At 45.5% G+C, this 25,548-nt stretch carries 19 protein-coding genes; 7 read left to right on the forward strand and 12 right to left on the reverse strand.

The genetic code is table 11. The features are described 5' to 3' along the window. Window positions 1-9 precede the first annotated feature (9 nt). Both LFX17_RS08890 and LFX17_RS08895 read left to right on the forward strand, forming a co-directional pair. Entirely contained in the window at window positions 10-807 is a 798-nt protein-coding gene (locus LFX17_RS08890) for an AAA family ATPase (protein ID WP_118965768.1), read from the forward strand. A 1-nt stretch (window position 808) separates the two neighbouring features. Further along, window positions 809-2,002 (forward strand): VWA containing CoxE family protein, encoded by a 1,194-nt coding sequence (locus tag LFX17_RS08895; protein ID WP_238729937.1) that lies wholly within the window; start codon window positions 809-811, stop codon window positions 2,000-2,002. Window positions 2,003-2,005: 3 nt separating this feature from the next. Here the strand turns inward: LFX17_RS08895 and LFX17_RS08900 are convergent, their stop codons facing one another. The 9 genes from LFX17_RS08900 to LFX17_RS08940 form a co-directional block, all read right to left on the reverse strand. Continuing rightward, window positions 2,006-2,923, reverse strand: coding sequence for a ketopantoate reductase family protein (locus LFX17_RS08900; protein WP_238746178.1), 918 nt, complete (start codon window positions 2,921-2,923; stop codon window positions 2,006-2,008). Between the two features lie 81 nt (window positions 2,924-3,004). After that, window positions 3,005-3,202: a hypothetical protein gene (locus tag LFX17_RS08905; RefSeq protein WP_020772826.1), complete on the reverse strand. Its 198-nt coding sequence runs from the start codon at window positions 3,200-3,202 to the stop codon at window positions 3,005-3,007. A 49-nt stretch (window positions 3,203-3,251) separates the two neighbouring features. Further along, on the reverse strand, window positions 3,252-4,004 hold the full coding sequence (locus LFX17_RS08910) for a M48 metallopeptidase family protein (RefSeq protein WP_238746181.1): 753 nt from the start codon (window positions 4,002-4,004) through the stop codon (window positions 3,252-3,254). A 2-nt stretch (window positions 4,005-4,006) separates the two neighbouring features. Further along, window positions 4,007-6,004 carry an ATP-dependent helicase gene (locus LFX17_RS08915; RefSeq protein ID WP_238746183.1) on the reverse strand — a complete coding sequence of 666 codons (1,998 nt, stop codon included), beginning with the start codon at window positions 6,002-6,004 and terminating at the stop codon, window positions 4,007-4,009. 20 nt (window positions 6,005-6,024) lie between these two features. After that, window positions 6,025-6,495 (reverse strand): FKBP-type peptidyl-prolyl cis-trans isomerase, encoded by a 471-nt coding sequence (locus tag LFX17_RS08920; RefSeq protein WP_238729941.1) that lies wholly within the window; start codon window positions 6,493-6,495, stop codon window positions 6,025-6,027. 119 nt (window positions 6,496-6,614) lie between these two features. Next, entirely contained in the window at window positions 6,615-6,962 is a 348-nt protein-coding gene (locus LFX17_RS08925; RefSeq protein WP_238746185.1) for an LIC14007 family protein, read from the reverse strand. Between the two features lie 249 nt (window positions 6,963-7,211). Further along, window positions 7,212-9,584, reverse strand: a complete 2,373-nt coding sequence (locus LFX17_RS08930; RefSeq protein ID WP_406600670.1) for a SpoIIE family protein phosphatase — start codon at window positions 9,582-9,584, stop codon at window positions 7,212-7,214. Between the two features lie 85 nt (window positions 9,585-9,669). Continuing rightward, window positions 9,670-11,685, reverse strand: coding sequence for an oxidoreductase (locus LFX17_RS08935; protein ID WP_238746187.1), 2,016 nt, complete (start codon window positions 11,683-11,685; stop codon window positions 9,670-9,672). 448 nt (window positions 11,686-12,133) lie between these two features. Then, the gene (locus tag LFX17_RS08940) at window positions 12,134-13,720 is read right to left on the reverse strand and encodes a 2-isopropylmalate synthase (RefSeq protein WP_455032235.1); all 1,587 of its coding nucleotides are present in this window, start codon (window positions 13,718-13,720) and stop codon (window positions 12,134-12,136) included. Between the two features lie 40 nt (window positions 13,721-13,760). Here LFX17_RS08940 and LFX17_RS08945 point away from each other — a divergent pair, with 40 nt between their 5' ends. After that, on the forward strand, window positions 13,761-14,090 hold the full coding sequence (locus LFX17_RS08945) for a hypothetical protein (RefSeq protein WP_238729944.1): 330 nt from the start codon (window positions 13,761-13,763) through the stop codon (window positions 14,088-14,090). On the opposite strand, the gene LFX17_RS08950 is transcribed toward LFX17_RS08945, so the two are convergent. After that, window positions 14,078-15,877: a VanW family protein gene (locus LFX17_RS08950; protein WP_238746189.1), complete on the reverse strand. Its 1,800-nt coding sequence runs from the start codon at window positions 15,875-15,877 to the stop codon at window positions 14,078-14,080. The genes LFX17_RS08945 and LFX17_RS08950 overlap by 13 nt on opposite strands. A 175-nt stretch (window positions 15,878-16,052) precedes the next feature. After that, window positions 16,053-16,760, reverse strand: a complete 708-nt coding sequence (locus LFX17_RS08955; protein WP_238746192.1) for a queuosine precursor transporter — start codon at window positions 16,758-16,760, stop codon at window positions 16,053-16,055. Between the two features lie 163 nt (window positions 16,761-16,923). On the opposite strand from LFX17_RS08955, the gene LFX17_RS08960 reads away from it, so the two are divergent. Next, window positions 16,924-18,561, forward strand: a complete 1,638-nt coding sequence (locus LFX17_RS08960) for a glycosyl hydrolase family 18 protein (protein ID WP_238746194.1) — start codon at window positions 16,924-16,926, stop codon at window positions 18,559-18,561. After that, complete coding sequence (locus tag LFX17_RS08965; RefSeq protein WP_238746197.1) at window positions 18,542-19,492, forward strand: L-threonylcarbamoyladenylate synthase; 951 nt, start codon at window positions 18,542-18,544, stop codon at window positions 19,490-19,492. The genes LFX17_RS08960 and LFX17_RS08965 overlap by 20 nt, the downstream gene beginning before the upstream one ends. A gap of 137 nt (window positions 19,493-19,629) precedes the next feature. Here LFX17_RS08965 and sppA read toward each other — a convergent pair whose 3' ends face one another. Continuing rightward, the gene (gene sppA / locus LFX17_RS08970) at window positions 19,630-21,387 is read right to left on the reverse strand and encodes a signal peptide peptidase SppA (protein ID WP_238746200.1); all 1,758 of its coding nucleotides are present in this window, start codon (window positions 21,385-21,387) and stop codon (window positions 19,630-19,632) included. 109 nt (window positions 21,388-21,496) lie between these two features. On the opposite strand from sppA, the gene uvrA reads away from it, so the two are divergent. Next, complete coding sequence (gene uvrA / locus LFX17_RS08975; protein WP_238746203.1) at window positions 21,497-24,412, forward strand: excinuclease ABC subunit UvrA; 2,916 nt, start codon at window positions 21,497-21,499, stop codon at window positions 24,410-24,412. 15 nt (window positions 24,413-24,427) lie between these two features. After that, window positions 24,428-25,480: an acyl-CoA dehydrogenase family protein gene (locus LFX17_RS08980; RefSeq protein ID WP_238729951.1), complete on the forward strand. Its 1,053-nt coding sequence runs from the start codon at window positions 24,428-24,430 to the stop codon at window positions 25,478-25,480. Window positions 25,481-25,548 lie beyond the last annotated feature (68 nt).

Raw genomic sequence — 25,548 nt, forward strand, 5'->3', positions numbered from 1 at the left:
AGACTTCTCATGAAACCATCGACAGAAACGTATCTTTTATCTCCGGCCTTGGAAGAGGCGATTCTTCTCGCCGAAGTCACTTCCCGTCCTTTGCTTTTAAAAGGCGAACCCGGAACCGGAAAATCTCTCTTAGCGGAATACCTGGCGGATCAGAGAAAGCTTCCGTTATACACCTGGCATATCAAATCCATTACACAAGCGAAGGAAGGATTGTATTTTTACGATGCGGTTTCGCGCCTGAACGATTCCCGATTTTCGGAAGATTCCGCAAAAGTAAAAAATATCGAGAACTACATTCGGCTCGGCGCTCTCGGAGAAGCCTTTGCGCTCGATCAAAAATCGATCGTACTCATCGACGAGATCGACAAAGCGGACATCGAATTTCCGAACGATCTTCTTTTGGAACTCGATCGTATGGAATTTTTTATTCCCGAAATTTCAAAACGAATCCAAGCAAAACACAGACCTCTTACCATCATCACGTCCAACAACGAAAAGGAATTGCCGGCCGCTTTTTTAAGAAGATGCATTTTTCATTATATAGAATTTCCCGATCCGGAGTTTATGAAAAAGATCATTCTTTCGCATTATCCGGGTGTGGGTCATACGCTTCTCATCAAGGCTTTGGAAATGTTTTATCTGATACGGAGAATGGACGATCTCAAGAAAAAACCGGGAACCAGCGAACTGCTTGATTGGATTCAGATTTTGGTGCATCAAGGAGCGGTCCTCAAGGAAGAAGTGAGAATTCCTTTCCTAGGCGCATTGATCAAAAACGAGGAGGATCTGAGGTTATTCAGGAACTGAGATGTTTATCCCTTTCTTTTACAGACTAAAAAGCGAAGGAGTTCCGGTAACTACGGGAGAATTTCTGGACTTTTTGAAAGTCGTGGATCATTACACTACGCATCAAAAAGCATGGATCGACCTGAACGAGTTATACCGTTTTTCCAGAGCCTGTATGGTAAAGGATATCAAATACTTCGACGCGTTCGATCTCGTGTTCTCGGAAATCTTCGGGGAAAAAGGCGCTCTCAAGCCCGAATTCAAAGAGGAGCTTTTGGAATGGCTCAATCGAATTTTCGATAATCCGAATAAACTTCCTCCTTCCTTGATTCCTCCCGATCGGCTTTTGGACGAACTCAAAAAAAGACTCGAAGAACAAAAAGGGGAGCATCACGGAGGAAGCAAATGGGTCGGAACAGGAGGATCGTCTCCGTTCGGTCACGGAGGAAAAAATCCGGAAGGCGTTCGCGTCGGAGGAGAAGCGGGGAACCGTTCCGCGGTGTTTCAAGCATTAGAAAGACGTTATAAAGAATATAGAACCGACGAACAGTTGGACGTGCGTCAGATCAAAACCGCGCTTAAAAAACTTCGCAATTTACGAAAGGAAGGGGTTTCCGAATTCCATCTTCCGAAAACGATCGATTCCACCTGTAGAAACGCGGGGGATATTCAGATCGAATTCGAGCGTTCTCGCAAAAACGGACTTAAGGTTCTACTTCTGATGGATACGGGAGGGAGTATGACTTCTCACGCGGAACGGGTCAATAAACTCTTTTCAGCGAGTCATCAGATCAATCACTTCAAAGAATTTCACTACTATTACTTTCACAATATCATTTACGACGCGGTGTATCCGAAAGCGAACATGAGAACCCCGATTTCCCTTCAGAGAATTTTCAAAAAACACAGCGACGATACGAAGCTGATTCTTATCGGAGACGCGTATATGGCTCCGTATGAATTGTTGGATTCCACGTACGGATACTATCACAGCCGTTTTCGAACGGACTTTCGGCTTCCCGAAAATCCGGAATCGGGTTTGGATTCCTTAAAAAGAATTCGAAGACATTTCCGCGATTCCATCTGGCTCAATCCGGAACCGATGAAATATTGGGACGCTCCCACCATTCATGAAATCGGAAAACAGATACCGATGTATTTTCTTTCCCTGGACGGCTTGGAAAAGGGAATCAAGAAGTTGTTGAATGCGCTGTAAACCCTAAACGCTCTTGAGTTTCAAAAGCGAATAGAGCGTATGAATATGAGGAATTTCTAATCCGTATTTTTCACCGATGCGGATCGCGTTGCCAAGGATCGCCTCCAGTTCCATCGGTCTTCCCGCTTCGAAATCCAGAAGCATGCTCGTTTTATAAGGTTTCATCGCTTCCGTCATTTGAATGAATTTCGAGATCTGTTCTATCGGAACGGTTGCTCCGTCTACTTCGGAAAGTTTCTGCACTTCTTTCATGATTTCGACGACGAGTTTTCGGCCGAAAGACTGTGCAAGAATTTCGGATGTGTTTTTGCCGCCGGAAAGAACGCTAATCGGATTGAAAGGAGCGTTCCACATCAATTTTTTCCAACGAGCCTGGCGGATCGTTTCCGTCGCGTTAGCCGGAACACCTACCTTGGAAAAACGTTCGACGATCGTTTTCGTCGTAAAAGAAGAATTTCGATTCCAGGAACCGATCACCAATTCCCCGTAATCGAGATGAAGAACGTTTCCCTCTTCCAAACGATTCGCACAGACAAAGGCTAATCCGCTGAGAATTTCATTGTTCGGATAAAGAACTTCGACCGGCTCTTCGATGCCGATCCCGTTTTGCAAAAGCAGAATCGGAAGATGTTCCGGAATCGTTTTTCCTAAGATCGTTTCCAGTCGAATCTCCGGTAAACACTTCAAACAATTGATGATCAGATCGTATTGTTCAAGATCGCCGGGTGAAATTTTTTCTAAAACACGATTCGGTTTAAATGTGAAATTCCCCCAAGGAATACTTTGAACCGTAAAACCCTTTTCTTGGAAAAGGGAAGCATTGTTCCTCACCCAGAAATCGATCTTACAACCCGTTTGTGCGAGTTTTCCCGCATATAAACCGGCAATGGCTCCGGCGCCTAAGACTAAAATTCGATCCACTTACGGCCTGCCCCAAAACAGAATTTCATTTCATAAAAAAGGTTTAGCTGCAAGAATCTGTCCTATTTTTCTGACGGATTCTTATCCCGCTTGAGAAAATTTCCGTTCGATCTTTTTTAAAATTTCCGTGATCGCTTGCACATATCCGTCATACACCCCGCGATCGTATTCACCGAGAGAGCGGTAATTTAAACTTTGCATTTCTTTTAAGTGATTCCGCAGTTCTTCGTCCACATAATTCTTACGGATGTAAAGGGTTTCAAAAACTTTCGGATGCATCGTTTACCTCTTTTTTTAGAATCTAAGAAAACAGGAAAACGAAAAGAATTCAAGTACGTAAAATCATGTTTTGATGGAATTTGGATTTTAGCCACGCGTTCGCTCGCTTGTAATCCGGAAATTTTCTTTCGAACGTTTTAAAGTCCTTTCCGTGAATCACGTTTTTTCCGTTTTTGCGGGTAACCGGAAAAACGACATGGAGAAGTTCGTGAAAGACGATGTATTCCAATACGAAAGTTGGAACGATTTCTCGGGAGAGAATCGGATTGATTACGATCATCCTATGCGCCGGATCGAAATGTCCGAGTCTTGTTTTTGAAACGGATTTGCTCCAAAAGATTTCCAGATCGTTCAAATCGATTCGCAAATAGGTATCATTGAGGCGATCCATAATTTCCCGCAACCCTTCGTTCGCAATCGACGATCGTTCGATTCGTTTTCGATTTTTATTCTTTTGCCGTTTCGTTTCGGATTGTGTTTCGTAGAATCGCCGAATGCGTTCGTCCAATTCTTGCGGGATCGATTGTTTGAGTAGTTTGTACAGTAATAAATCGACGACCGCTTCCAGATCCTCCGAGTCCGCGCTCAAATAGGAAGAATGAATTTTGAACTCTAATTTTCCGGAAGAAATTCGGATCGAACTTCCCAGATTCGCATAGGGAAAAAATTTTACGGCGATTCGTTTTCCCTCCAAGATCTTCCCGCCGGGAACTTGCAAAAAATGTAAAGTCTTTTTACGAAGAAGTTCTAAGACCGAAGATTCTTCGTTGGTTCGTCCGCGCGTTTCGAATGCGAAAACCATCTTTAACTTCCGAAGTAATCCTGAATTCTGGAAAAAGAATCGTTCTCTTTTACAACGGAAGAAGAAGGAATCGCGGGAGAATTCTTCGCTGCGGATTTTCCCTGCATCAGTTTCAGATCATACACTTTTTCGGGAGATGGAATTTCGTTCAGAAAGCGGGAAAGTTTGGTGTAATACGGACCGGATCTGGATTGAGCCAAAGAAGGTCTGGTCAGATAGAGTTCTTTTCGTGCGCGGGTAATCGCCACATAAAAAAGTCTCCGTTCTTCTTCGGTATCATTGTTTTTACTCGAAGGAAAAACTCCTTCGGTCGAATTCAAGACGAAAACAAGATCGAATTCGAGTCCTTTCGCGGAATGAACCGTGGAAAGATTGAGCAGATCCGATTCCGCATTGTCCGGTTTGATTTTATCCAAACTCAAAGAGGCGTGATCCATCGTTAAGTCGGACAAAAAATCACTCAACGAATCGTACTTAAGAGAAAAACCGAGGACGGCGTCCAGATCCTCCGATCTTCGTTTCGAATCATCGTAGTTCTTTTCCAAAAGAACACGATAGAAGTCGATAAAATCGGCTGCGACCTTCTTGACTTCAGAATTCGTTTCCTTGTGCTTCTGATAAAGATGATACAAAGGGGAAAGATATTTCGCGATCGCGGAACTATTATCTTCCGAAAGAACTTCGAAGGAACCGGATGTTTTTCGAATCTTTTCCAGGATCTCATTGGATCTTGCGTTACCTATGCCCGGAATCAGTTTTAAAACCCGAATCCAGGAGACAGAGTCCAGAGGATTGATCAACAGTTTCAAAAAGGAAAGAAGATCCTTGATATGAGCCGTTTCGATGAATTTTCTTCCGCCGAATTTCACGAAAGGAATATTTCGTTTTGCTAATACAAGTTCGAGTTGGCTTGAATTCCAACTGGCTCGAAAAAGAACACACATTCGTTTAAAAGGAATCCCTTCCTCTTTTTTTTGCAGGAGAATGTCGGCGATTCCTTCCGCTTCTTCCAGCTCGTCCATAAATTGAAGAACGGAGGGTTTCGGTCCGTTTTCGTTTTCCGTGAAAAGATATTTATCGTATTTTTCGGCGAAATTTTCCAAAACGGAATTGGCAAGATTGAGAATTGCGGGGGTGCTTCTGTAATTCTTTTCCAGAAAGATCGTTTTTGTGTTCGGAAATATTTTCGGAAAATCTAAAATGCCTCGAACGGATGCGCCGCGAAAGGTATAGATGCACTGCGCGTCGTCTCCGACTACCATCAAATTGGAATGTTCGGATGCAAGCAAACAGGCGATATGCGCTTGGATTTTGTTCGTGTCTTGAAACTCATCGACCATGACGAATCTGTATTTTTCGGAAAGAGCGGCGCGAACACCGGGATGATTGGCGAGAAGATCTCTCGTGAAGTAGAGCAGGTCGTCGTAATCCAAGAGCGAACGTTCTTTTTTGTATGTTTTATAATCTTCGAAAATCTGCGCGACGTCCTCGATTCTTTGGGTAAAAATCGGATAATCTTTTTCTAATATGGATTGCAGAGACCGGCCTGTATTTTGAATTTCGCTATGAATCGAGACTAACGTTTCATTCGAGGGGAAGCGAGTTTTCGTTTTTCCGAAATCCTTCTCGTTTCTTAAAAATTGAAACACATCCAAAGAATCCGCTTCGTCCAGAATGGTAAACCCCGAGGAAATATCCAGAACGGGCGCGAATCTTCTCAAAACACCGCTACAAAACGAATGAAACGTCCCGCCTTGAACGTCCGCACAACGTGCGTCTCCCAACGAAGAAGCGCGAAGGATTATTTCACGGGCAGCTTTGCGGGTAAAGGTCAATAGAAGAATGGAAGAGGCGGGGATTCCCGAAGAGACCAGCCGGGCGAGTCGGCTGACGATGGTTTTGGTTTTACCGGTACCGGCGCCTGCCAACACAAGCACCGGTCCATCCTGGGTAAGGACCGCTTCCAATTGAGCAGGATTTAATTCTTCCTTCCAGGACATCGGTGAATCGGAATCGTCTCTCAGTGATGGTGGTGACCACCTTCTCCATGAACGTGTCCGTGTGAAATTTCTTCTTCGGTCGCTTCGCGGATTCCGGTAAGTTCCACGTCGAAAACCAAGTTGATTCCCGCAAGGGGATGATTGCCGTCTACGATGACGGATTCTTCCTGAAGTTCGGTGATCGTAAATACTTTGTCGGGTTCGTCGGTTTGAAACATCATTCCCACTTGGAGATCCTCGTTGGGAGGAAACTGGGTTCTTGGAACGTCAAAAATAAGGTCGGGGTCTTTGAGACCGTATGCTTTCTCTGCGGAGACGTTGATCTTTTTCTTTTCTCCGGTAGACATCTTTTTCATCTCTTCTTCCAGACCGGAAATGATATGTCCGACGCCTTCCAGATACGAAAGAGGCGATTTGCCTTCGGAAGAATCGATCAGGTTGCCTTCCGTATCATGAAGGGTGTAATGGAAAGTAATTACTCTAGTTTTCATGGATAACTCCAAATAGGATAAATTCAAAATTCTGGCAGGAATCGGTTCGGGAAAAATACCGGAATCTAGGTACATTTCAGCGTAAATTCAGCGCGGTTTAACTCAATCAGAATTTTAATTTAGAATTTGGAATCGTAGTGAAAATCGAGCTTTGCTTGTTCGTATTCCCGGAGGAAAGTTTCGATCCGATTGGATAAAAAGAACCAAGATTCCTGCGTGAACGTTTCATGAAACCGCGCGGAGAATTGAAGATAACTGCTCTCGGCAAGTTTGGTATCTCCGGTATGATCTAAAAGCAAATTATAAGAAATGAGTAATACGTTTTTCTCCAAACTGTACGCGAGGGACGTCTCTAAAACTTTTTGAGGTTCTTGGATCGGCATTCTTTTTTTCAGTCCGTTCTTGGTGACGAACATCGGTGGTTGATCCAATTTTGTGGAACCGATAATACCTGAATAGATCTTCATCTTCCTTATCCCAAAAGCTAAAATTCCGGGATGAATCCAAATCCTATCGAACGATTCAAAATGGATTCGGATTCTATCCCAGCAAACCGAGCTGGCATTGAAAGTGACCCGGAAGAAAGATTTAGGAGACTGACATTCCGGTCTCATTCTTTGACGCAAAGTGCCCGAATCTTCGCTAAAGAATGAATAATTTATGACTAATACATTTTTTCTGGAACAATTTCAACAATAAATTCTTTTTATGTCCGCTTAGCTCGCGTTTTTTACGAGTTTTGATCCGATCTGAGGGGAAGCCGAGGACTCCGCTCGAAACGAAGAGGCCAGGATTTTGGAATCTTTTGCGAGACCTTTTCCCGTCGTTCGAAGCAAAACCTTTTCCGAAAAGAAACGGAAGAGTTTGAAACTTTGCGATTTTTTTGCTAAGACCAATACCAAACGGGCTAATTTCAAATCCGATGGATCGAGAATCGAAGCTCGCGCAACGTGAAGACAGGCTTTGTGAAATTCTCCCTTTTTATAAAATTGGTATCCTTCCTGTAAAAGAGACCTGCTTTGTAAGTTGTTTTTTCTGAGAAAAGTTTCGGCGCCGGTTTGAATCTTCAAGAAACTGAGATCGTCGGAAAGATCCGCCTTTTGAACGATCTTTGCTTCCAATTCGTCTAAATCCGGAATTTCAGTTTGAACCAAGTCGAAGAAAAGATCGGGAGAGGAGACTTTTTGTTTTCGCGAGGAATCGAACGAGTTCGGAAAATATAAATCTTCTCTTCCATCCGAACCGTACAAAACGACATCTCCCGATTGCAGACGGAAATGTTCCACCGTCACTTTGGAATCCGGATCGGGGAATCCGATTTTTCGTAAAACCGCGTCTTCGCGCAGATAACTCGCTTTTCCGTTGCGAACAAGAATGATCGGCGGATGTTCGCAGTTGAGAAAAAATAAATCTCCCGTTTCCATTCTATACAAGGAAAGAATTCCCGAAACGAGCATGCTTCCGTCGAAGGACTCGAATACGGCTTGCAGATTTCGATACAAGAGAAAGAGCCAATTCTCCGGACTGCGAAACTCATAGTCTTGGGTTTGCAGAAAACTTTTTACGATGGAACAGAAGACGAGGGCGCCGCTCGCTCCTTGCAGGGATTTACCCATCGCGTCGGCGTTGATCAAAGCTTGATAGGAAATTCCCGATATCGACACCGTTTCACTGAGAACCACGTCTCCGCCGAGTTCGTAGGTTCGATTCTTAAATTGAAAGCTCTTGAATTGCTTTCGATGAATGTCGATTTGCGCTTGCGATGTTTTGAGGTTTTTGGAAAGGAAGGGTTGGAATAAGAGAGTGATTAGAAAGTAGTCCCCATCCTGCTGTTCTTTGAGCGAACGAATCTCCTCCAAACTCGAAGAAAGTTCTTGGGTGCGATTTCGAATCGCAGTTTCCAAAACTCGGTTCCAGGATTTCAGCTTTTCCTTCATCCGCACGAATTTGTTCGCAAGAACCAAAGTCAGAAAGCCCAAAAATCCGCAGACCCCGATTCCGGATAGACGAACCGTCTTGAATAAACCCCTTTGCGCGAAAATATCGATTCCAACGCAGAAAAGCAAAAATAGAATCCCGAAAAGAACGATCTTCGATTCGAAACTTCGTTTTAGATTCGGAATCAAAATTCGCAGAGCGACGAATACGAAACCGATCCAGGAAATCTGAAGCGCATACCGATTGATTTGATCCAAACGAAGGACGTTCTCCGCGGCTCCGATCGCGACCAGAATCGGAATCGTCATGACTTCGAGACAAAAATGAAGTTTCGTTTTCGCCTTCCGCAAAAGAGAATTGAGAAAGCGGCAAAAAAGAGGGAACAAAAACGCAAGGCTGGAATATTCCAATTTTTTTAAATTCAAAATCTTGAATCCGGTCAGATATTTAAGTTCGGAAAGGGAGATTTGGAAGAGTGCAAAGAAGATCAAAAACAAACCGAAGTAAAGATTCTCTTCTCCTTTTTTTTCGCGGAGGGAAAGAAATAAAAAGAAACTTCCGATCAGGGAAAACGAACCGAATACGGTCAGCCCCGTGAATTCTCCTAAAAAGAACCGTTTCCATATCGAAGAAGGCGCTCCGATGCCGATCGGTCCCGAAAGAATTCCGAATTCGTAATCGAAGTAAGGCTCGATCGTAACGAGGATTTCATTGTTTTTGAATCTATTTTTTTCGGGAATCGCGTAGATCCGAGTTCGATCGTATCCTTGCGGAACCGACGTTCGATATTCGGAAAACAATTCCTCGGTGAGTTCTTCTCCGTTCCAGAGAACCGTAGCTCTGTCTGAAATCTTTCCGAGGGAAAGGCTCAAGGAAGAATCGAAAGAATTCTCCAGTAAAACCCGTTTGCGGAGAAGTAGGGGCGCTCGGTCCTCTTGAAAATCCGCGCCCGTATACTTCCGGAAATCCGCATCGACAAACTCTTTGAGGTTGGAGGGGATGCGAACCGGTTTCCAAAGATTTTGACCGGTCTGAATTTCCCAATCATCGGAAAGGTCTTGAAAATTCTCCTCGCGAGACGCGGGTTGCAGATCGGGGAGACAAGCTGTTAAGAGGAAAAATAAAACGAAACCAAGAAATTTTGCGAACAAGAGATTCTCCTTCGTTCGTTACGGTTCCTGCATCGTTCGAAAGAGAATCTTGTTTGTGAAAAAAATTTAAAAAATCGGAGTGTTTTTAGTTCACTCCGATTGCGATCGCGGCTTCAAAGCCTTCCAACATCGCGCGTTTCGCGTCGATTCCGGAAGCGTCTTTGGCTCCTCCGATCAAATACGAAGGAATTCCGGGAGATTTCGTTTTGAATTCTTCGTAAAGGGAAACCTCGCTGAGTTGTCCCGCGCAAAGAATGATGGAATCGCATTCGATCGTTAAAGGACCGTCTTTTTTGGTTTCGACGACGAGCCCTTTGTCGGTGACTTCTTTGTAGTTTAAGGAAGTATAAAATCCGACTTCTTTGGATTCCAGTTCCTGCAACAAAGCCCAAGCGGTGGTCGCTCCGAGTCCCGATCCGATCTTGCCGGATCTGCGGAAGATGGAGACTTTGCGTTCGGGTTTTTCCGGTTGGATCTGGGCTTTGGTATAAGAAGGAACGTTGTATCGGTGAAAGTAAGAATCGATCGTAGGAGCTTCTTCCTCCGTGAGTTTGTGCGCTACGTCGCAGCCGATTCCTCCTCCGCCTATGATGGCGATCTTTTCGTTTTTACCCGGTTGAAACTTGCCGGAAAGATAATCCGCATAGGAAGCGGTTTTCTTTTTCTCGATTCCGGGTAACGTGAATTCTCTCGGTTTGACTCCGGTCGCAAAGATTACCGCGTCCGGTTTTAAGGAAAGAATGCTGTCTAACGTGGCCTGGTGACCGAATTGAATATCAACGCCGAGGTTTTTCAGTTCGTTTTTGAAATAACGGATCGTTTCCAAGAATTCGGATTTTCCGGGGATTTGCGCCGCAAGATTGAGTTGTCCACCGATCTTATCGGTGGCTTCGAGAACGGTGACCTTATGACCTCGGATCGCGCTGATTCTCGCGGACTCGAGTCCGCCCGGACCGGAACCGACAACGACGACGTGTTTCTTATCCGCGTTTTTGAGTTTGCTCAGTTCCAATTCTCTGTTGGCGGATGGGTTTACCAAACAGGAAACCATTTGTTCTTTGAACGTATGATCCAAACAAGCTTGGTTGCACGCGATACAAGTGTTGATTCTTTCTTCCTGATCGGCTTTAATCTTGTTCAGAATGTCCGGGTCGGCTAAAAACGGCCGGGCCATGCTCAAAATATCCGCTTCGTGTTCTTTCAAAATGCGGGACATGGTTTCGGGCATGTTCACACGATTGGAAGCGATGATCGGAATGTCTTTGACGCGCGCTTTGATTTTGCCGGAAATTTTCGCCCAAGCGCCGCGCGGAACGAGCATGGAGATCGTAGGAATTCTAGATTCGTGCCAGCCGATTCCGATGTTGAGCGCGTCGGCTCCTTCCTCTTTCAAACGTTCGGCGAGGGTAACGACTTCTTCAAAGGTTGGATTGCCTGGAATCAAATCGATTCCGGACATACGATAGACGACCGGAAAGTCTTTACCGACTTTTTTACGAACGTTCTTCATGACCTCGATCGCGAAGTTCATTCGTTTTTCGGGAGTTCCTCCGAAAAAGTCTTCTCTTTGATTGGTGACTCCGGAAAAGAATTGGTTCACGAGATAACCCTCGCTTCCCATAATTTCAACGGCGCCGAAACCGACTTCCCTGGCTTTGAGGGCGGAATCGCCGAAGTCTTCGATCGTTCTCCAAGCTTCTTCTTCCGACAAAGCCTTCGGGATAAACCGGTTGATCGGAGCGCGCAGTGCGGAAGGGGCTACGAGTTCTCTGTGATAGGCATAACGTCCTGCGTGAAAGAGCTGCGCGCAGAAGATTCCTTTGGGTTTGAGCGCATTTGCGACGATCGATAATTCTTTGCAGTCTTCTTCCTTTTGAAAGTTAAAGAAGATGTTCGATCCTTTTCCTTCGTGATTGACGGAGATTCCTCCCGTCGTAATAAAACAAGCGCCGCCGTCGAAACGTCTTCCGTAGAATGCGATCATTCTTTCGGCGGTCATCGGCATTCCTTCGAGCCCTAAGTGCATGGAACCCATGATGACTCGGTTGGGAAGGGTAATGGAACCGAGTCGGATCGGTTCAAAAATTTCAGAATATTTCATAACATACCTTTTCTCTGGAGAATTCTCTCGATTCTACCTTGAAAATCGTCCGAGAATCGGGCAAGAGAATTATTTAGGGATCGCTACAATCAACGGCTGGAAGATGTAATTTGGCACCGTTTTCGAATTTTGGGACAAATTCTACTTTGAGATCAAACTATTTGCTGAACCTTGTTCGGTAGGGAGAATCAGACTGGACAAACTAATTCCGAATCCTCAGTGAACTTTTGGAAAAAAGTAGCAGTTCCCACAGATTACGTCGCTTGGACAACTCATCCTTTGTAGGAGATTGCATGGAGTTTCGAAATCCTGTGGTAGTTCCCACAATTTCGAAATGTTCGGGTTCTTCCTCGGAAAACTTTTTCCAACAAACAAACCGAAAGGGAGTCGCCGTTTTTCAAAACCGATCAACGGTGTTAAAAAAAACTTTTTCGAATATTCAAAAAAACTAAAGTCGATTCAGCGCCGAGATATAAGCTCTCGAACAAGCCTCGATGATGTCTGTGGAACTTCCTTTGCCCACGACGCGATCGCCTTTGTATTCCAACGTAACCGAAGCCTCCGCCATTGCGTCTTGTCCTTCCGTTACCGGAGAAATGACGAGCCGCGAAACTTCCGGGTCCATCCCCGTCGTTTTCTGAATCGCTTTGTAGATCGCATCCACGGGGCCGTCGCCGGTTGCGGATTCTTCTCTCACATGACCGTCGATCAGGATTCTTACCCCCGCTGTAGGAGTGCTTTTGGTTCCTGTGGAAACGGTAAATCCTTCGAGTTGAAAACGATCTCCCGTAGACTTTCTCGTTTCGTCGGAAAAGAGGGCGCGGATATCCTCGTCATAGATTTCTTTTTTTCGGTCCGCGATTTCCAAAAATCTTTGATACGCGGCTTCGAGTTCTTCGGCTTGCGGAGAAAAACCGAGTTTGACGATTCGATCCTTAAAACCGGCGCGTCCGCTGTGTCTTCCCAGAACCATTCGGTTGGAAGAAAGACCGACCGTTTCCGGTTTCATAATTTCGTAGGTTTCCCTATGTTTGATAACCCCGTCTTGGTGAATTCCGGATTCGTGCGCGAACGCGTTGGCGCCGACGATCGCCTTATTCGGTTGGACGAGCATTCCGGTAATCGTCTTCACGAGATACGAAGCGCGCGCGATCTCTTCTGTTTTGATTCTCGTTTGAATTCCAAGCGCGTCCTTGCGGGTTCTCATCGCCATAACGACTTCTTCCATCGCGGTGTTTCCGGCTCTTTCCCCGATTCCGTTGATCGTACATTCGATCTGACGCGCTCCGTTTTGAACGGCGGCCAAAGAGTTCGCGGTCGCAAGTCCTAAGTCGTTGTGACAATGAGCGGAGAAGATCGCTTTTTGCGAACCTCTCACGTTCGTGATTAAAAATTTAAAAAGGTTTCCGTATTCCGCGGGCGTCGTGTAACCGACCGTGTCGGGAATGTTGATTGTTGTTGCGCCTGCTTCAATCACCGCCTCGCAGAGTTCGCGCAAAAATTCCGGTTCGCTTCGGGTCGCATCTTCGGGGGAGAATTCCACATCGTCCACAAATTGGCGGCAAAGGGTCACGGCTTCCACGGCCATCTTCAGAACCTCTTTCGGCTCCTTGCCGAGTTTGTATTTCATGTGGATCGGTGAAGACGCGATGAAGGTATGAATTCTTCTTTTTTTTGCGGGCATGAGCGCTTTCGATGCAGCCTCGATGTCGGCTTTCATCGCCCTTGCGAGTGCTGCGATGATCGGTCCTTCGGTTTCTCGTGCGATCCGTTCGACGGCTTGGAATTGAACGGGAGAAGAAACCGGAAAACCGGCTTCGATGATATCGACTTTCATCGTTCCGAGTTGAGCCGCGATTTCCAACTTTTCGTTTTCCGTCATCGCCGCGCCGGGACATTGTTCCCCGTCTCTCAGAGTGGTATCAAATATGCGAACGTAGTCTTCCTGATCTGTTGCCATGTGATTCTCGCAAAAAATTCTTCTTCCAGTTTTTTGGGTTTTACTCTTTAGACAACCAATTAAACGAAGAAGAATCCGCATTCTTCCCTGAGGGTGCGGCTCATTTGAAAAAACCATGATTCGATTTTACGCATCCAATTTTCAATCCACGGATTGCTCCGTTTCCGCAAACCTTTACAACGAACTCTTCGGCTGGAAGATTCTTTCAAATTCGCCTTCCCACTCAGAAGTTTCCTGGGACCCAAAGGGGATTTTGATCTTCAGCAGAGAATCTAAAAAATGTCCGGTGAGTCCCGGAACCTTAACGGTCGTTTCTAATAAGAACGAATGGGAACATCTTAAACCTGTTTTACTTTCCCGAGGGTTTTCGATCGAAACTCAAGATCTCCGGTATGTTTCCGTTTTGGATCCTTGGAAGAATCGAATTTGGTTTTATTTCGAATGAGACAACTCTTCCATCGAATCCGCTTTCAATTGGAGCCGCACTTCTTGCTTTAAACGATCGTAATCTCCGATCGGAACGAGAATGATCCCTTTTTCTTCATAACCCACCAAACCGGACGCGGGCGTTGTGATTACGGGTATTCCCATAGAAGCCGCTTTCAGCAATTGTCTCGGTTGGTGTTCGACATACGCGGGATAAACGACAAGTCCGATTTCTTTCCAAGAATTTTCAAACGGACGAGTTGATACGTTTTCCCAAAATCCGTCCCGTTCGATCGCGTTCCCTAAAACATACAAGGAAAGATTGAATTCTTCCGCCAATCGTTTCATTTCGTAGGCTCCTTTTCTGCCTAATGCGGATCCGGGGAAAAGAATTCCTTTTTTTTTCGTACGCGGGTTCTCTTGTGCTTTCGGAAAAATCCAGTTCAAAGCGTATGCCTGATGGGGAAAGGATTCCAGAATTTCGGAATGAGGAGACAGGATTCTCTGCGCGGAATTAAGGGCCCTATATTCAGATTCGATCCAGGAGGCAGGCGCGCGAAAATCGTTTAACGTTTCACTTTGCGGATATTTCGAATGAGCCTGATTCAAACGTTCGTGCAAAAGGTAAAAAGGAAGTCGTGTCATCAATACGTCAAAGGTTCTTCCCGCAAAAACTCCTGCCTCCCAGAGAACCGGCAACAGCGTTTGAGATACGACAATGTGCGAAGCTTCGTAAGGAATGTGTTTCGCAGCGGCTTGCGCGAGAAGGCGATCCAATTCCAAATTGAGGCGAAATCGATTCGTTTGTTTTCCGCTCCCGTAACGGAGTTTTAAACTTCTCCAGAGCGCAGGTAAAAATAAGCTCCGAGCGTTTTTTTCGGTTCGAACCGTCCAGTTAAACCGATTCGTTCCCCATCGCGTTCCGTTTTTCATCGGGACGATAGCCGAATCTTTCTGTCTCCATTGGGTCCGAACATATTCGTCAAATTCGGGCCAGACTTCATCGAGTATCCAAGCGGTAAAGTCGGCAGTAGGGCGATTGTTCCAACTATGTTGGCTGCAAGAAATTCTTCCGCACGAATAACAGTCGTTTAAAGATTGAAACTTCCGGGTGGAAACGCTCTCTAACGTTTCCGAAACCAAATCGGCAGGCTCCTCGGTTTCCGTTTGAATCGGAGAAAGGGTCCGAAAGCGGACAATCATACTTTCCGAGTTGAATTCGATTTCGATCCTGAAGTCCACGGGAGAACGAAATCGAAGATCGATGTAATTCCATTTTACTGTGGCGTCCCGATTTTGTTCGGCAAGCGATCCGGGAATTACGGAAGAATGTCGATGTCTTTCCAAAATTTCGAAACCGGATCGAACCGCAACGTCGTACAGTGCATTCGAAATCTGGCATATACCGCCGGCGACGCTTGGAACGATACAACCTTCCCGAATTTCTCTTCCTAATACATAACCTTTACCGAAATTCGGATTTCCGATTTGTTTCCAAAAACTGAATATTTGACCGGCGGAAACTTTGATGCCATTCAGTTTTCTTGCCGCGATTCGTAGATTCTCGATTTTTCCGGAGGTCAATATTTTGTTTTCGACTGTGTCGTTCGGATTCCAGAGAGGAGTTTCCGAAATCGCGAGGATTGATGCGATGGACCATCGTCTATCTTCGTCTTTTTTCCAGAGCGGAACCGGTAAAAGAAGATTTTTGATTCCTCTATATCCTTGAAGAAGCAACGCCTTAAAGGCGAATCGAAGTTCGTCCGAGCGCGTTTTAAGGGGAGGTTGTGTTTCAGTCGGCTGCATCGATGCGTCTACTTCAACAAATGGAACTCTTTCCTTTGATTCAAAATCCTTTCGCTACTTAGACTGTAATCTCATTTAGGTAAAGAATTTGTTTCCCGTTTCCTTCAAAAATTCAATGCGGGTTGCGGCTTTCATGATCCTTAAGGAACGGTCTCAAAATAGTATGGGGTGCGTTTCAGCCTGGAGAAAGCGGTTCCGTATCGGAGCGTCCTTCCTTGGTTGCAAATTGGATCATCTTCTCCGCTTCTTCCCCTAAATACCAGTCGATCAAACGGTGCGCTCCATAGATCAGAGGAGTGATCGCGACCGCAACGCCGCATTTGTAGAGGAAGTTGTTCGTGGAGATTTGATTCAATTCTTGAAAAGTGAGTTTTCCTCCGCCCAAAGCGATGTAGATCACTACAAAAGAATCCACAAGTTGAGAAACGATCGTGGAACCCGTTGCTCTCAGCCAAATATATTTGTTCCGTGTCCTGACCCGGATAAAGTGAAAGATCTGGATATCGATCAACTGTCCTATCAAATACGCGACGATCGAACCCACGATGACCTTTCCTGAATTTCCGAAGACCACGTTGAAAGAGTGATCGTCCACGGGAGAATTGGAAGCCGCGGGAATCGACATATCCAGCATCAAAAGAAAGTAGGCTAGAAAGATCATAACCATTCCGACGAGGGTCGTGAACCGAACTCCCTTCCTTCCATAGTATTCGTTTAATAAATCCGTTACGATAAACGTGACCGGAAAAGGAATCACTCCCATCGTAAGCGTAAAGCCGAAGGAGACAAAAAGTTTCGAACCGGTTACCTCGGCCAAAATCAGAAAGCAGAGAAAGAACGCGTTTAAGGAGATAAATAATTTCACGGATTTGGAAAGAGGCATAAGCGGTTTTTTCCTCTTGGGCGGCGAATTCGTCAACCGGTAAAAAGAACCATTTGACAGTCTCTTCCCCTGTAAATCTCTGGAAGTGAGTCCGTAAAATCATCGAGTTCGGAAACTTCTTTATTTTCTTAGGTTTCGATTCGATAATCAGATAGTAACACCGATGGCACAGAAACAAGAAGACAAACACAACATCCCCGAAGGTTTGATTAAACCCGTTCCTTTTCAGAAAGATTCAGAACCGAAAAAGAAGATCCTGTTCTATTCTTTTACTTGGTTTTTATTATCCGCCCTTTCTTTTTCCTTAGGAATCAATCTTCTGAAAAAAGGAGACGCATCCGTCGCGGGTGAAAGCGTTCGTACAAGTTCCGTCGGCATTGTGGACGGAATCCGGGATTTGTTCTTTATCAACCAACCGGTAAACAATTCTTCCTCATCTGACGAACCTTCTTCCGATTCCTCCGCAACGGAATCGAAATCCTTCTTCTCGTTCGGTAAGGACGACGGGGATATGCCGGAAGCTACGCTTCTTCCGAAAGCGGACGATAATACAACATTCCGCGCTTCCACTTGGTTTTCCGATTACGAAGCCATGAAAAAAACCGTCCATCTTTACAACGAAATCCATCCGTTTATCTACGGGATGAAAGGCCGTGATACCAACAACGGAGATTTGTATTCCAGCTGGGGAAGCACTCAAAAGCACGAACGAGTCGCGGAACTCCGCAAACTCAATCCGAACGTTAAAATCATTCCGACGATTTTCCGTTGGGAAAATAAATACGAAAAAATTTCCGAAAACATCGGAATGAACGGACGCAACGATATCCGCGATCGACACCTCTCAAACATTCTTCACGAAGTGGACACGTACGGCTACGACGGAATCGACATCGACTATGAGGGAATGAGCTGCGAGAAAAAAGAGAAATTCGAAGAATTCATCGTCATTCTTTCCAAAGAGATCCACAAACGAGGAAAGATTCTTTCCGTCGCGGTTCATCCGAAAACTCCGGCCAAAAAAGAATCCTTGAAAGCCTGCAAAGGTTTAAAGGAAAAGATCAAGATGGATTACGCGGAAAATTGGAGAGGGCCAATGACTCACGATTACGCCTTTCTCGCAAAATACGCGGATCGTATTAAGATTATGGCATATGAATTGCATCCTCGTAAATACAGAAACCCCGGTCCGGGACCTCAGGCTCCGAACATATGGATCAAAAGTATCATTGAATATGCGAAAGCGAGAGTTCCAAGCCGTCAGTTGTATATGGCGATTCCTACTTACGGATACGATTGGGCTCTGAATTGCAACGCCAAGATCAAGTCGGTTTATTATCAGGACGCGGTTCGTAAAAAGGATCTCGGAATCCATAGGCAACCGACTAACATCGATCAGATTCTTGCGAACACGAAGAACTCCGGTTCTTGGACGAATCTTTCCAAATTTTCCTGGGTTCATACCGGAAAGACTTACGAAGATCCGAGCATCTGGTATAAATCGGAAGGTTGCGATCGCGTCGCCTTTTACATGAACCGTAAAGCGTTCGAAGATAAGATGAACCTTTTGAGACAATACGATCTTGGCGGATTTTCCTTCTGGCAGTTGATCAGCGACAACGATCCTGGAATCAACGATTATCTCGCATTACTCGTTACGAACAAACTTCCACCCGTGGAAAAAATCAAAGAGCACGTAAAGGATCCGAATGCTCCCGCAACGGAAACTCCGCAGACCTCTCCGGAGGAAGCGAACGTCGACCGCAAACATACGGAGAAATTTGCGAGAAAACAAGGTTAATACTCTGATCACGGACTCTCCTCTCGAAGCGGCTCGGATTCTGCTGAGAGGAGGGTTGGTTATCTTTCCGACCGAAACGGTATATGGAATCGGAGCTTCCGCTTTCGACGAAAAAGCCTGCCGAAAAATCTACGAAGTAAAAAACAGACCTTCGGATAACCCTCTCATTCTTCACGTCGAGAACATCGCTTCGTTAAATGTCTGCGGAGAAGTGGACGAACCTGCGGCGCTCGTCTTTCGAAAATTTTCTCCCGGACCGATTACGGGTATTTTTAAAAAGAAGAATCAGAATCTTTTTACGGCCGGATTGGATACGGTAGCCGTTCGAATTCCTTCCAACTCTACCGCCCGCGAATTTTTAGAAGCATGCGGAGTTCCCGTAGCCGCGCCTTCTGCAAATGTTTCGGGCAAACCGTCCTTAACGAAATTGGAATATATTCTAGAAGAATTTTCCGGCAAGGTCGATTGCATTCTCCGGGGAGAAGAACCCAGAATCGGAATCGAATCCACGGTGATCGATTTTACCGCAAAACCTCCGATCTTATTGCGTCCCGGTTTTGTGGATCGAAACGATCTGCTTTCGATTCTTCCCGACTTACGCGGTTTGGAATCGCTTTCGGAATCGGCAGCGACCGAGGCACCGAGAAGCCCCGGACTCAAATACAGACATTATGCCCCCACGTGCAAGGTAGTATTAAAAGATTCTCTGAAGGATGCGCCGAACGAAGCGGCTCAAATCGGTTTTGAAACGGAAATAGGCTCCGTGTTCGCGATTTCGGTTTCGTCGAATGAAGAGTATATGCGATTGCTCTATTCTTTTTTTGTGGAATGCGATCGCAGAAAGATCGCGGAAGCTTGGTGTCAAATGCCCAAGGAAGAAAAGGGGAAAGAGGCGCTTTTGAATCGGATTCAAAAAGCGGCTTCCAAGTAAAAGAAAAAAACAGTTTATGGGAACGTTGGACGGTTTCCAGAGATACAATATTCAATAATAAGAATATTCGTGAAACCGCATGGGATCATTTCGGAGAAACCGAAATCACACGACCCATAAACCGAAATCGTATCCGATCAACCCTGATTCCAAAACCGAGAAGAAAGAAGCGAGTCCGCTTCCGCAAAGTGAAACTTCTTTTGAAGAGGATCGGACAATAGAGTTTTAGAATATTCTAAACTTTGAGAAACGACCGAGGTCCATTCTCCCGAAAAACCCTTCGCGATAAAACCGGGTGTCAAGGACCGCAGGAAACTCTGAAACGTAAACAGAGTGGGTAAGTATCGCAGTTGCACTCGTTCGACCTTGAGTTCCTGTTTGATGTCTTCCAAAAGTCCCAAGAAATCCGTGATCGAATCGATCATTTTGTCCTTCAAGAATTGGCTGGAAGTGAAAACCTTTCCCTGTCCGAATCGTTTGTCCAAAATCGAAACTTCGATCTTTCTTGCGTCGGAAACTCGTTTGTAAAAAAGTCCTTCCGAATCCTGAATTTCCTGTTCCATCAGTTTTTTGGACTCGGGATGAATCGGTCCGTATTCGGATAACAAATCCCTGTATTTGTAGAACCCGACTCGGTCTTTTGTAATCCCGAGTTTGGAATAAAAATTCTTCATGTCCAAACGAAGGGAAATGCTGCCGATACTTCCCACGATTCCGTACGGAGACGCGTAAATCTTGGAAGCTCCGCAGGAAAGATAATATCCTCCGCTTGCGGAAACATTTTGCACATACGCATACACCGGTTTTTTCTTCTGGAGTTTATGAATTTCCTGATACAGAAGTTCGGAAACGAAAGCGGAACCTCCGGGAGAATCCACTTCCAAAACGATCGCCTTTACGGATGGTTCGTCGCGCAGCTCCTTGAGAGCGGATTTTACCGCGTGATAGGAAATTCCTTCCGTTTTCCCTTCTCCTTTTCCGATCGTATCGTGATGAATGTTTCCTTTGAGGGGAAGAACCGCGACGATCGGATCTCTTCGCGAAACAAGTTTAAAGTTTCTTAATTTAGAAAAACGGTATAGAGAAAGAAAGGTGAGTTCTTTGGTGGAAGGCTTTTGTTTTTCTTCGGAATCGTTTTCATAATGAGGATAGAGGAAATTCTCCCGAAAATCCTCTTCGTTCAAAAATCCGGTGATAAATTTCCGTTCCTTTAATGTTTTTGCGGATAAAAACGGTTCCGCAAAAGTTTTGAGACCGAAACCCGTATAACGTTTGAAAAGGGATTCCAAATCCTCGGTCATCTGTTTGAGAAGCGCGTTTAAATTCTCCCTTGCCTTCGGAGAAAATTTATCCCTTTGAAACGATTCGCCGAAGGATTTATACGGTCCGCTTTGAAACGTTTCGACTTTGACTCCCCACTTTTTTCCAGCGTTCCCGAAGAAAAAAGATTCCGCGGAAGGAAGCACCGGAAAAAATTCGGAAGCTTCCGAACTGAATCGTTCGTTACAAATTCCGAGTAGAAACAGGGATTTGAGTCCGCCCGTTAAAGCGAAACCCTCCAAAGAAACACCGGATTCTTTTAGAATCTGAAGCCGTTCGGCGATGCTCAAGGTTTCTCCGAATCCGTATTCCGGTTGTTGGATGAGCACCGAAACTTTTTTGAGTTGAGGAACCTGAGAAAGAAGTTTGAGTTCGAGCAGAAAATCCGTGAAAAAAACATCCTCATCCTTGGAGGAAAGAAGGCGCATCAGGAACGATTTGCGGTAGTTTGCAAATTCGGAAGGAATTTCCAAAAAGTAATGATCGCCCCGAAAAAATCGGAATCGAATCCAGCGAACGAGTTGGAAGAATAAACGGAACGGAAGTAAAACGATTTGGAGAAATGTTCGAAACATGACGCCAGTCTAAGGATCGGATTCCTTCTGAAAAAGAAGAATTTCCTTTCGGAAAGGAGTTTTCAGATTTTCGCAAGCCGTAAATTTTAAAAAGTGAGAGGGTATTTCATTGCAGGAAATTCGGATTCGAGGAGCGAGAGAACACAATCTTAAGAATATCAACGTGGATATTCCGAGAGATAAGCTCGTTGTCATTACTGGTTTGTCCGGTTCGGGCAAATCGTCTCTTGCATTTGATACGATCTATGCGGAAGGGCAAAGAAGGTATGTGGAGAGTTTGTCCGCGTACGCCCGTCAATTTTTGGGTCAGATGGAAAAACCGGATCTGGATCTGATCGAAGGTCTTTCGCCCGCCATTTCCATAGAACAAAAAACGACCCATCGAAATCCGAGATCCACTGTCGGAACAGTCACCGAAATTTACGATTATCTCCGTCTTTTGTATGCTCGGGTCGGAAAACCGCATTGTCCCGAATGCGGAACTCCGATCCAATCCATGTCCATCGACCAGATCACTGCTCGTGTTCTCGCATTTCCGGAGGGAACCAAACTCCAAATTCTCGCGCCCGTAGTCGCGGGGAAAAAAGGGGAACACAAGGACATACTTGAAAAGATCCGCAAGGACGGTTTCAATCGGGTAAGAATCAACGGAGAAATCCGAACCCTCGACGAAGACATCGTATTAAAAAAGAATTTTAAAACATCGATCGAAATCGTAGTCGATCGGATCGTAATGAAGGACGGAATCCGAAGTCGTTTGGCAGATTCCGTCGAAACCGCTCTCAAACAATCGGAAGGACTTGTGATCTTGGACGACGGTTCCAAGGATCATATTCTTTCGCAGAAGATGGCTTGTCCGAACGGGCACGATATCGGTTTTACAGAACTTTCTCCTCGAATGTTCTCCTTCAATTCTCCTTATGGCGCCTGCGAAACCTGCGACGGTCTGGGAAGTTTACTCGAATTCGACGAGGATCTTTTGGTCAACGATCCCGAACTCTCCTTAGTGGACGGTTGTATCGAAGCCTGGGCCGGTTCCAAGAGCAACGGTTTTTGGTTTATGGCGACTCTCAAGTCCTTATCCGATTCTTTGAAATTTAAGATGAACACTCCTTGGAAGGATCTGCCCGAAAAAACGAGACAGACGATTCTTTACGGGGATAAACGAATCAAAATCGAATACGATTTTCGCGGAGCGAACTCCCATTACGAATTCACGAAAGAATACGAAGGTGTGATTCCGAATCTGCAAAGAAGATACAAGGAAACCAAATCCGATTCTATGCGTCAATGGTTCGAGTCGTATATGACAAACCACCCTTGTCCTTCCTGCAAAGGAAAACGTCTGAAACGCGAAAGCCTTTCCGTAAAGGTGCATAACGTCCCCGTGGACGAGTTTACCTCGTATTCCATCGAGAAGGCGTTGCGATTTGTAGAAGGTCTCAAAGTCACCGGTGCGGAAGAAGTCATCGCCAAACCGATCTTAAAGGAAATCCACCAAAGACTTTCCTTCTTGAACGACGTAGGGGTCGGTTATCTTACGATGGAAAGAAGCGCGGGTTCCTTATCGGGCGGAGAAGCGCAGCGTATTCGCTTAGCGACTCAGATCGGTTCCAGACTGATGGGTGTTTTGTACATTCTGGACGAACCGTCCATCGGTTTGCATCAAAGAGACAACACAAAACTGATTTCCACTCTGAAAAATCTCAGAGACCTAGGAAACACGGTTCTCGTAGTCGAACACGATCACGAAACCATGGAAGAATCCGATTGGTTGATCGACATGGGACCGGGCGCGGGCGTTCACGGTGGTTCCATCGTTTGTGCGGGAACTCCCGCGGATGTCGCCAAACACAAGGATTCGTTGACCGGTAAATATCTTTCCGGAAGAAGAAACGTTCCGATTCCCGAAAAACTGCGAGACGGCAACGGGAACCAACTGCAGATCATCGGGGCCAAGGAAAACAATCTCAAGAACATAGACGTAAATATTCCGCTTGGAAAGTTAGTCGTCATTACTGGAGTTTCCGGCTCGGGCAAATCCACGCTCATCAACGACATTCTTTACAACGCCGCCGCCCACAAGGTGATGAAGATGAAAACCTTGGCCGGAAAACACAAAACGATTAAGGGTTTCGATAACATCGACAAGATCATCAATATCGATCAATCTCCGATCGGAAGAACACCTCGCTCCAATCCGGCGACTTACACGGGACTTTTCACACCGATCCGGGAAATGTTTTCGGGACTCGAAGAAGCGAAACTCCGCGGCTACGGACCGGGAAGATTCAGCTTCAACGTAAGCGGAGGGCGCTGCGAAACCTGCGAAGGAGACGGAATTTTAAAGATCGAAATGCACTTTTTACCGGACGTATACGTTACCTGCGAAGTCTGCAAAGGAAAAAGATACAATCAGGAAACATTAGAAGTCCGTTATAAAGGAAAGAATATCTTCGACGTTCTCGAAATGACCGTGGAGGACGCGAACGAGTTTTTCGAAAACATCCCCATCGTAAAACGAAAACTGGAAACTCTTCTCGAAGTGGGGCTCGGTTATATCCGCCTCGGACAACCCGCGACCACCTTCTCCGGAGGAGAAGCGCAGCGCATCAAACTTGCGACCGAACTTTCCAAACGTCCCACCGGAAAAACGTTGTATATCCTAGACGAACCGACGACCGGTCTTCACTTCGAAGACGTTAGACATCTTTCGGAAGTTCTTCATACTCTCGTGGACCGGGGCAATTCGATGATCGTGATCGAACACAATCTCGACGTGATCAAACAAGCGGATTGGATCGTGGATATGGGACCCGAAGGTGGGGACGGAGGCGGTCTTGTGATCGCCGAAGGAACTCCGAAAGAAGTCGCGAAGGTAAAAAATTCCTATACGGGTCAGTATCTTAAGAAAGTATTTGCTTCCGAGAACGGTAAGGCGGCCGCTTGGGAAAATTCTTCGAGTAAGAACGGAACGCAGGAAAAGAAGCCGTCTCGCGAAACCAAACAAAAGGTGAATCGTTAAAATCGACGAGGCATTATGAATCTGAAAGAATTCTTATCTTCCGTTCCTTCCGGCGAATATCGAAGCGTTTTCCGAGACGCCCTTCCGTATTTGGTTGAAGAGGGCTACTTTCAAGCGATCGCCGGAGGTTCTTTCGAAGGGTTTCACGAAAAGATCTATCAGTTAGGTTCCTATCCGAGAGGGATCGGATTGGGAATCGCCATGATGGCGCAGACCAATGTCGCGGGAAGAATTCTGAAATTCGTTGCGGACGGATTTTTAAACGAAAGCGGGAACAATCAGATTCTTCATAAGAAAGAAGTAATCGAAATCGGAAAAAATCTTTTGAAGGACGTGAGCACCGGCAAGGGAATCATCTCGATGGGGGTCAGCGAATCCGGATGGAAGGGAAGAATTTCCAACATTCTCACGAGCTATAAAATCGAAGACGATCAAATCATACTCGATTTGTCAAAATCCTTTTTGACGAACGGGGCCAACTGCAACGGATTCTTAGTAGTCGCAAAATCTCCCGCGGACACGTTCGATGTGATCTATTTGACGCAGGATACGCCCGGTCTTGAAATCGAACTATTCGATCTGGAATACGCGAAAGAGGCTACACATTGCCGATTGAAAGGAAATTCGATTTCGGTTCCTTTGAACCATCTCATTTTTTTGAACTATCAAGGTTGGGCTCCCGAAATCCATCTTTCGGAAATGTTGTCCGCTTCGGCTTTGTTCTGCGGTTATGTGGATCTGATTTTAAAAGCGTTGATCCGTGAAAAAAAGGACGCCGTGGACCCGAGAACCGCCGGAAAAATCATGGACATTCAACAATTATTATATTCTAAAATACTGGAAATTTCCCGTAAAAAGGACGGCGATCCGAATTTTAAAATGGAACAGATCCATCCGTACGGTTACGAAACCGCCTTGGATTTGATCTACACTTGGCTGACGGACCTTGTGAGCGGGGTGGAACTTTCCAAAATGTTTCCGGACATAGGATTGTTTTATTCGATTCATCCCGGAAAAACCCCGATCTATCAAAAAAACATTCTAAAAAAAATCAGAGCCTTACGATAACGCATTCACACCGCGCATTTCGAAAGACAACGGCGGTTTCAAAATTAGAATCTCCTTTTAAAAGAAAT

Origin of the sequence: Leptospira sanjuanensis, assembly GCF_022267375.1 — a bacterium.
GTDB classification, from domain to species: Bacteria; Spirochaetota; Leptospiria; order Leptospirales; family Leptospiraceae; genus Leptospira; species Leptospira sanjuanensis.

Bases quoted from the DNA above. Each gene is read 5' to 3' on its own strand.
- LFX17_RS08935 (WP_238746187.1), bottom strand. From the start codon at position 11,685: ATGAAATATTCTGAAATTTTTGAACCGATCCGACTCGGTTCCATTACC.
- LFX17_RS08980 (WP_238729951.1), top strand. From the start codon at position 24,428: ATGAATCTGAAAGAATTCTTATCTTCCGTTCCTTCCGGCGAATATCGA.
- LFX17_RS08955 (WP_238746192.1), bottom strand. From the start codon at position 16,760: ATGCCTCTTTCCAAATCCGTGAAATTATTTATCTCCTTAAACGCGTTC.
- sppA (WP_238746200.1), bottom strand. From the start codon at position 21,387: ATGTTTCGAACATTTCTCCAAATCGTTTTACTTCCGTTCCGTTTATTC.
- LFX17_RS08950 (WP_238746189.1), bottom strand. From the start codon at position 15,877: ATGCAGCCGACTGAAACACAACCTCCCCTTAAAACGCGCTCGGACGAA.
- LFX17_RS08905 (WP_020772826.1), bottom strand. From the start codon at position 3,202: ATGCATCCGAAAGTTTTTGAAACCCTTTACATCCGTAAGAATTATGTG.
- LFX17_RS08910 (WP_238746181.1), bottom strand. From the start codon at position 4,004: ATGGTTTTCGCATTCGAAACGCGCGGACGAACCAACGAAGAATCTTCG.
- LFX17_RS08895 (WP_238729937.1), top strand. From the start codon at position 809: ATGTTTATCCCTTTCTTTTACAGACTAAAAAGCGAAGGAGTTCCGGTA.
- LFX17_RS08920 (WP_238729941.1), bottom strand. From the start codon at position 6,495: ATGAAAACTAGAGTAATTACTTTCCATTACACCCTTCATGATACGGAA.
- LFX17_RS08925 (WP_238746185.1), bottom strand. From the start codon at position 6,962: ATGAAGATCTATTCAGGTATTATCGGTTCCACAAAATTGGATCAACCA.
- LFX17_RS08945 (WP_238729944.1), top strand. From the start codon at position 13,761: ATGATTCGATTTTACGCATCCAATTTTCAATCCACGGATTGCTCCGTT.
- LFX17_RS08915 (WP_238746183.1), bottom strand. From the start codon at position 6,004: ATGTCCTGGAAGGAAGAATTAAATCCTGCTCAATTGGAAGCGGTCCTT.
- LFX17_RS08960 (WP_238746194.1), top strand. From the start codon at position 16,924: ATGGCACAGAAACAAGAAGACAAACACAACATCCCCGAAGGTTTGATT.
- LFX17_RS08890 (WP_118965768.1), top strand. From the start codon at position 10: ATGAAACCATCGACAGAAACGTATCTTTTATCTCCGGCCTTGGAAGAG.